This is a genomic window from Actinokineospora pegani, assembly GCF_009745975.1.
In the GTDB taxonomy this organism is placed as follows: domain Bacteria; phylum Actinomycetota; class Actinomycetes; order Mycobacteriales; family Pseudonocardiaceae; genus Actinokineospora; species Actinokineospora pegani.
On sequence record NZ_WHOL01000124.1, the window covers coordinates 21,461 to 27,667 of the forward strand.

A 6,207-nucleotide genomic window follows, 5' to 3' on the forward strand; every position below is an offset into this window, starting at 1 on the left:
TGCCGTCCAGGGTGACTGCGGAGGTTAATCGTGGCACGTGAGTTCTCCACCGTCGGTGTTGTCGGGCTCGGGACTATGGGCGCCGGCATCGCCGAGGTACTGGCCCGGAGCGGCGTGCGGGTCAAGGCGGTGGAGGTCGACCCCGCCGGTATCGAGCGCGGTCGCGGCCACGTCGAGCACTCGACCGCCCGCGCCGTGGCCAAGGACAAGCTCACCGAGGCCGACCGCGGCGAGCTGCTCGGCCGGATCAGCTACGGCACCGACCTGGCCGACCTGGCCGACGCGGACCTGGTGATCGAGGCGATCCCGGAGTCCCTGGAGCTCAAGGCCCAGGTCTTCGCCGAGCTGGACAAGGTGCTCGGCCCGGACGCGGTGCTGGCCTCCAACACCTCGTCGCTGTCGATCACCGAGATCGGCGTCCACACCGGACGTCCCGGCAAGGTCGTCGGCCTGCACTTCTTCAACCCGGCCCCGGTGCTCAAGCTGACCGAGGTCGTGCGCACCGTGGTGACCGAGCAGGACGTCGTCGACGACGTCGTCGAGTTCGCCCGCAAGCTGGGCAAGGAGCCGGTCGTCATCGGCGACCGCGCGGGCTTCATCGCCAACGCGCTGCTGTTCGGCTACCTCAACCACGCCGTGACGATGTACGAGTCGCGCTACGCCACCCGCGAAGACCTCGACGCCGCCATGCGCTACGGCTGCGGCTACCCGATGGGCCCGCTGGCGCTGCTCGACCTCATCGGCCTCGACACCGCCTACGAGATCCTCGAGACGATGTACGCGCAGTCGCGCAACCGGCTGCACGCGCCCGCCCCGATCCTCAAGCAGATGATCACCGCGGGCCAGCTCGGCCGCAAGACCGGCAAGGGCTTCTACACCTACGACGCCCCCGAGTCGCCGACCGTGGTCGCCGACGCGCTCACCCCGTCGGCCGCGGGCGAGTCCGACGTGCGGGTGCGCGACGTGCAGCGGGTCGGCGTGGTCGGCACCGGCACCATGGCGACCGGCATCGTCGAGGTGTTCGCCCGCAAGGGCTTCGACGTGGTCCTGCGCGCCCGCTCGGCGGAGAAGGCCGACGCCGCGGTGGGCAAGGTCGGCAAGTCGCTGGAGCGCCAGGTCGCCAAGGGCCGGCTGTCCGAGCAGGACCGCGACGCCATCCTGGGCCGCATCTCCCCGGCGGTGGAGTTCGAGCAGCTCGCCGACTGCGACCTGGTGGTCGAGGCCGTCGCCGAGGAGCTGGCGATCAAGCAGTCCGTCTTCAAGGCCCTCGACGAGGTGGTCAAGCCCGGCGCGATCCTGGCGACCACCACCTCCTCGCTGCCGGTCGTCGAGTGCGCCGCCGCCACCGCCCGCCCCGGCGACGTGATCGGCCTGCACTTCTTCAACCCGGCGCCGATCATGAAGCTGGTCGAGATCGTCGAGACCATCTCGACCTCCGCCGACGTGGTGGCCACCTCGCGCGCCCTGTGCCTCAAGCTCGGCAAGCAGCCGGTGCACTGCGGCGACCGCGCGGGCTTCATCGTCAACGCGCTGCTGTTCCCGTACCTCAACGACGCGGTGAAGATGCTGGAGGCGCACTACGCCACCAGCGAGGACATCGACTCCGCGATGAAGGTCGGCTGCTCGCTGCCGATGGGCCCGTTCGAACTGCTCGACGTGGTCGGCCTGGACGTGTCGCTGGCCATCGAGCGCTCGCTGTTCAACGAGTTCCGCGAGGCCGGGTTCGCCCCCGCCCCGCTGCTGGAGCACCTGGTCACCGCGGGCCGCCTGGGCCGCAAGACCGGCAAGGGCTTCCGCGACTACTCGAAGAAGTAGGCCTGTCCGCGAGGAACGCCCCCGGCTGCTGCCGGGGGCGTTCCCCGTTCAGCCGCAGCAGCCGCCGCCGCAGCACCCGCCGCCCCCGCCGGAGGGAGCGGGCGCGGACGAGCCGCCGAGGCCCGCCATCGACAGCAGCTTGACCGTGTCGTCGTGCCCCTCGGGGCAGGCGGCCGGGTCGGAGGAGGCGGCCATCGGCCGCTGGACCTCGAAGGTCGACCCGCAGGAACGGCACCGGAACTCGTAGGTAGGCACGTCCCGCATTCTGCCCGCTGGCCCCGACGCGGGATACTGGGCGGCGTGCCCCGCCGCAACAACACCCGGCGCCCCGACGAGCCCCGACCGCTGGGCGGGGGGCTGTCGCACCAACGCGTGGAGTCCGGGGCCGACGGGGACTGGCACGTCCGAGCGGTCCCGGGGGCTCAGGCGACGAAGGTCTACCGGTGCCCGGGGTGCGACCACGAGATCGCCGTGGGGGTGGCGCACGTGGTCGCCTGGGCGGCGGACGGCGGGATCGAGGACCGCAGGCACTGGCACCGGGGGTGCTGGTCGGCGCGGACGCGGCGGGGGCCCACGCCGAAGCGGTGGTGACCTTGCCCGGCGGGTGGCCTGTGGCCAACGTCCCAACGGCGGCGGGGTGGGGTGAAAGCGCAGGTCCCTGGCGTCTTCCGCGCTGCTCACCGTCGGTGACCTTGGTCGCAAGGCCACCCGGGTTCCCGCGCGCTCAGGACGTTGTCACAGGTCAGCACGTTGGTGGGGGCTTCCGGTGAGCGTGCTCACACCCCACACTGGGCCCATGTTCGCAACCGCAGCCGGTCGCTTCCGCGCCGTAGCCTTCGCCGAGGCCGTCTCCTGGATCGGCCTGCTCGTCGGCATGTTCTTCAAGTACGCCACCGACCTGGGCGAGGCGGGCGTCAAGATCTTCGGCCCCGTCCACGGCGCCGTGTTCGTGGCGTACCTGGTGGTCACCCTGCTCGCCGCCCGCGAGTACCGCTGGAACAAGTGGACCACCTTCTGGGCCCTGTTCTGCAGCATCCCGCCCCTGTTCACGCTCCTGTTCGAGCGCTGGGCGCTGCGCACCGGCAAACTCGACCCCATCGGTCCCGCCGCGTCCGACCCGGAGTCCGCCCAGATCGGCGTCCCCGAGCCCGCCTGAGCACGGTATCCGCCAGCCTGAGCCGTGCCGCGGACCTCCGCGGCACGGCTCAGTCCTGGAAGTCGCCGGTGGCTTTGCGGACCTTGGCCAACAGGTCGGTGAGCTGAGCCGTCTGGCGCCCGGTCAGGCCGCGCAGCCCGAAGTCCACCGCCGTCACCGCCGCGGTGGCCGCGGCCCGGCGTTCGCGGCCCGCCTCGGTGATCTCCGCGAGGGTCGTGCGGCGGTCGGTGGGGTGCGGGGTGCGGCGGACCAGGCCGTCGGCCTCCAGGCGGTCGACGATGTTGGTGACGCTGGTGGGGTGGAGCTGGAGGCGTTCGCCCATGACCCGCATGGGGAGGCTGCCGCGCTTGGCGAAGGTGAGCAGCACCAGTGCCTCGTAGCGGGCGAAGGTCAGCCCGTGCGGTTTGAGGGCGCCGTCCACGGCTGACTGGAGGATCTGCTGGACGCGCATCACGCTCGTCACCGCGGCCATCGTCGTGGGGTCGCCGACGCGCTCTTCCCACAGCTCCGCCGCGCGCGCGATCGGGTCGAAGGGCAGGGTCCGCGGCCTCATGCTCCAGAAGCTACCAGTGGGTTAACCCGCACTAATACCCTTCACGCGGCGTGACGAACCTGCGCCGCGGCGGCGGCCGGCCGTCGAGGTCCGCGTGCCGGACCCCCGCCGCCACCGGGATAGTCTGCGCCCGGGCATCCGACCTGACGAGGAGTGCGACCGTGCTCGTGGCGTTCAGCGTGACCCCGCTCGGCGGGGAGTCCGAGGCCGTGGGGGCCGCCGTCGCCGAGGCGGTGCGGGTGGTGCGGGAGTCCGGGCTGCCGAACGAGACCAACGCGATGCACACCCTGGTCGAGGGCGAGTGGGACGAGGTCATGGCCGTGGTCAAGCGGGCGACCGACGTGCTGCTCGTGCGGTTCCCCAGGGTCAGCCTGGTGCTCAAGGCCGACGTCCGGCCCGGCCACACCGAGCAGCTCACCGCCAAGGTCGAGCGCGTCGAGAACCACCTGAAGGGTGAATGAGTTGGACGCCCGCGCGCTCTGGCAGTGCTACGAGCCCTACCACGCCGTCACCTACTTCACCCCCGAGTCGATCGCCGAGACCGACGCGCTGGGCTGCAAGGGCCGCTGGATGGGGTACTTCGGCATGCGCGCCGCCCCGCTCGGCGCCGCCCCGGCCTGGCTGGTGACCAGCCTGTTCTACAACTTCCACCCTTCACGCGTGGCCAAGGCGCTCCCGGAGGCGTGGTCGGTGGCCCGCCCGGCGGAGTTCCTCGCCGCCCGGCTGCGCGGGGTCGACGGCGCGCTGCGCCGGATGCTGGGCGAGGCGGTCAGCTCCCCGGAGGTGGCCGAGGCCGCCGACCTGGCCCGCACCGCCGCCTCCTGGGCGCCGACCGCCGGACGTCCGCTCGGCGCCGCCAACGCCGCGCTGGACCTGCCCGAGGAGCCGCACCTGGCGCTGTGGCAGGCGGTGACGACGCTGCGCGAGTCGCGCGGCGACGGGCACGTGGCCGCGCTGGTCACCGCGGGCCTCGACCCGGTGGAGGCGCTGGTCGTCTTCGCCGTCGACACGGGGCTGGAGACGCAGTACATGCGCACCGCCCGCGCGGTGCCCGGGGACGAGTGGGACGCCGCCGCGCGGCGGCTGGCCGAGCGCGGCGTGCTCGACGGGTCGGGAGCGCTGACCGAGGAGGGCGTGGAGCTGCGCGAGTCGGTCGAGGCGCTCACCGACGAGGCCGCCGAGGCGCCGTGGCTGGAACTCGGGGAGGACGGCAGCGCGCGGTTCGCCGAGCTGCTCGCCCCGCTCTCGCTGGCCATCACCAGGCAGAACGACGCGATGCGCGTCAACCCGATGGCGTTGGCGCCCGAGGCCGACCTCGTTCGCATCGTGAACGGCGCCACCGACTGAGCGGGGAGGCCGAACACGGTCCGCGCGACCGTGCCAGGATGAAGGGGTGACCAGGCCAGACCCACGCCAGACCGCCGCCCTGTCGGCCGCCCTCTCCCGGGCCGTAGACCTGTCCGCGCTCAAGGCCAGGGCCGACGCGACCAAGACCGCTCCGCCCACGGGCGCGGGCGCCGCCCCGGCGCCACCCGCACCCGAGGGCGCGTTCAGCACCGACGTCACCGAGGCGACCTTCCAGAACGAGGTCGTCGAGCGCTCGCTGCAGGTCCCCGTCGTCGTCGTGCTCACCGCGACCTGGGCGAGCGCCTCCCAGCAGCTCATCAGCACCCTGGAACGCCTGTCCGTCGAGTACGGCGGCGCCTGGGTCCTGGCCAAGGTGGACACCGAGGCCAACCCGCGCATCCCCCAGCTCTTCGGCGCCCAGACCCTCCCCATGACCATCGCCATCGCGGGCGGCCAACCCGTCGAGGCCTTCGGCGACGTGCCACCGGAGCCCCAGCTCCGCCAGTGGCTCACCAGCCTGGTCGACGCCCTGCGCGGGCGCCTGCCCGGCATCGAGGCCGCCGAGCAGGCCGCCGCGGCGGCCCCCGCCGCCGAGCCGGTCCCGGAGCAGGCGGACGAGCGGTTCACCGCGGCCGAGGCCGCCTTCGAACGCGGCGACTACGCCGCCGCCGAGGCCGCCTACGACGCCATCCTGGCCGCGGAGCCCGCCAACGCCGAGGCCAAGGCGGCGGTGGCGCAGGTCCGCTTCCTGGCCCGCGCCGAGGTCACCGACCCGTCGGTGATCGTCCGCGCGGACACCTCGCCCAACGACATCGACGCGCAGTTGGCCGCGGCCGACCTGGAGCTGGCGGGGCAGAACGCGGAGCAGGCCTTCACCCGGCTGATCAACGTGGTGCGGCGGGCGGCGGGCGACGACCGGGACAAGGCGCGCACGCACCTGGTGTCGCTGTTCGAGCTGTTCGCCGCGGACGACCCGCGCGTGATGAAGGCGCGGCGGGACTTGGCCTCGGCGCTGTTCTGATCTTGTGGTTGGTGGTTGGGGGCCGTTCCCGGGTTCGGGGGCGGCCCTCAGCGCTTGGCAGGGCCTGTGGATCGTTTCGGAGTTGTCCACAGGCAAGATCGACTTCGGGGTGTGGTGGGGGTTTCGCCGGTAGAATGGGCTGTGGGACGCCCCCAGAGGTCAATGCCACTTACTTAGTGTTTTTCCTGGTTGGGCGGGTGTGGTGGAGGGTTCGGGTGAGGGGGTCCGGTCGGTGTCGGCTTGCTTGGTCGTCTCGCGCACGGGGTTGGTGGGTGAGGCGACTGGATGGGCTCGGTTCTGCCGCCCCTGCTCGGG

The 6,207-nt window shown here is 72.6% G+C and carries 8 protein-coding genes; 6 read left to right on the top strand and 2 right to left on the bottom strand.

The features are described from left to right. The first annotated feature begins 30 nt into the window (after positions 1-30). A complete protein-coding gene (locus tag GCL84_RS27810) occupies positions 31-1,815 on the top strand; it encodes a 3-hydroxyacyl-CoA dehydrogenase family protein (RefSeq protein WP_156758541.1) in 1,785 nt (594 codons plus the stop codon). A gap of 48 nt (positions 1,816-1,863) precedes the next feature. Here the strand turns inward: GCL84_RS27810 and GCL84_RS27815 are convergent, their stop codons facing one another. Further along, the gene (locus GCL84_RS27815) at positions 1,864-2,070 is read right to left on the bottom strand and encodes an FmdB family zinc ribbon protein (RefSeq protein WP_156758542.1); all 207 of its coding nucleotides are present in this window, start codon (positions 2,068-2,070) and stop codon (positions 1,864-1,866) included. 45 nt (positions 2,071-2,115) lie between these two features. On the opposite strand from GCL84_RS27815, the gene GCL84_RS27820 reads away from it, so the two are divergent. Further along, complete coding sequence (locus GCL84_RS27820) at positions 2,116-2,406, top strand: hypothetical protein (RefSeq protein WP_197523555.1); 291 nt, start codon at positions 2,116-2,118, stop codon at positions 2,404-2,406. Positions 2,407-2,611: 205 nt separating this feature from the next. After that, positions 2,612-2,971, top strand: a complete 360-nt coding sequence (locus tag GCL84_RS27825; protein WP_156758543.1) for a DUF3817 domain-containing protein — start codon at positions 2,612-2,614, stop codon at positions 2,969-2,971. Positions 2,972-3,020: 49 nt separating this feature from the next. Here GCL84_RS27825 and GCL84_RS27830 read toward each other — a convergent pair whose 3' ends face one another. Then, positions 3,021-3,524 (bottom strand): MarR family winged helix-turn-helix transcriptional regulator, encoded by a 504-nt coding sequence (locus tag GCL84_RS27830; RefSeq protein WP_156758544.1) that lies wholly within the window; start codon positions 3,522-3,524, stop codon positions 3,021-3,023. A 161-nt stretch (positions 3,525-3,685) separates the two neighbouring features. Here GCL84_RS27830 and GCL84_RS27835 point away from each other — a divergent pair, with 161 nt between their 5' ends. Genes GCL84_RS27835 through GCL84_RS27845 form a run of 3 tightly spaced genes read left to right on the top strand, consistent with a single transcriptional unit; the run spans position 3,686 to position 5,892 of the window. After that, positions 3,686-3,985 carry an MTH1187 family thiamine-binding protein gene (locus GCL84_RS27835; protein ID WP_156758545.1) on the top strand — a complete coding sequence of 100 codons (300 nt, stop codon included), beginning with the start codon at positions 3,686-3,688 and terminating at the stop codon, positions 3,983-3,985. Then, positions 3,978-4,871, top strand: a complete 894-nt coding sequence (locus GCL84_RS27840; protein WP_235926796.1) for an SCO6745 family protein — start codon at positions 3,978-3,980, stop codon at positions 4,869-4,871. Before GCL84_RS27835 ends, GCL84_RS27840 begins: the two co-directional genes overlap by 8 nt. 46 nt (positions 4,872-4,917) lie before the next feature. Then, on the top strand, positions 4,918-5,892 hold the full coding sequence (locus GCL84_RS27845; protein ID WP_156758546.1) for a tetratricopeptide repeat protein: 975 nt from the start codon (positions 4,918-4,920) through the stop codon (positions 5,890-5,892). Positions 5,893-6,207 lie beyond the last annotated feature (315 nt).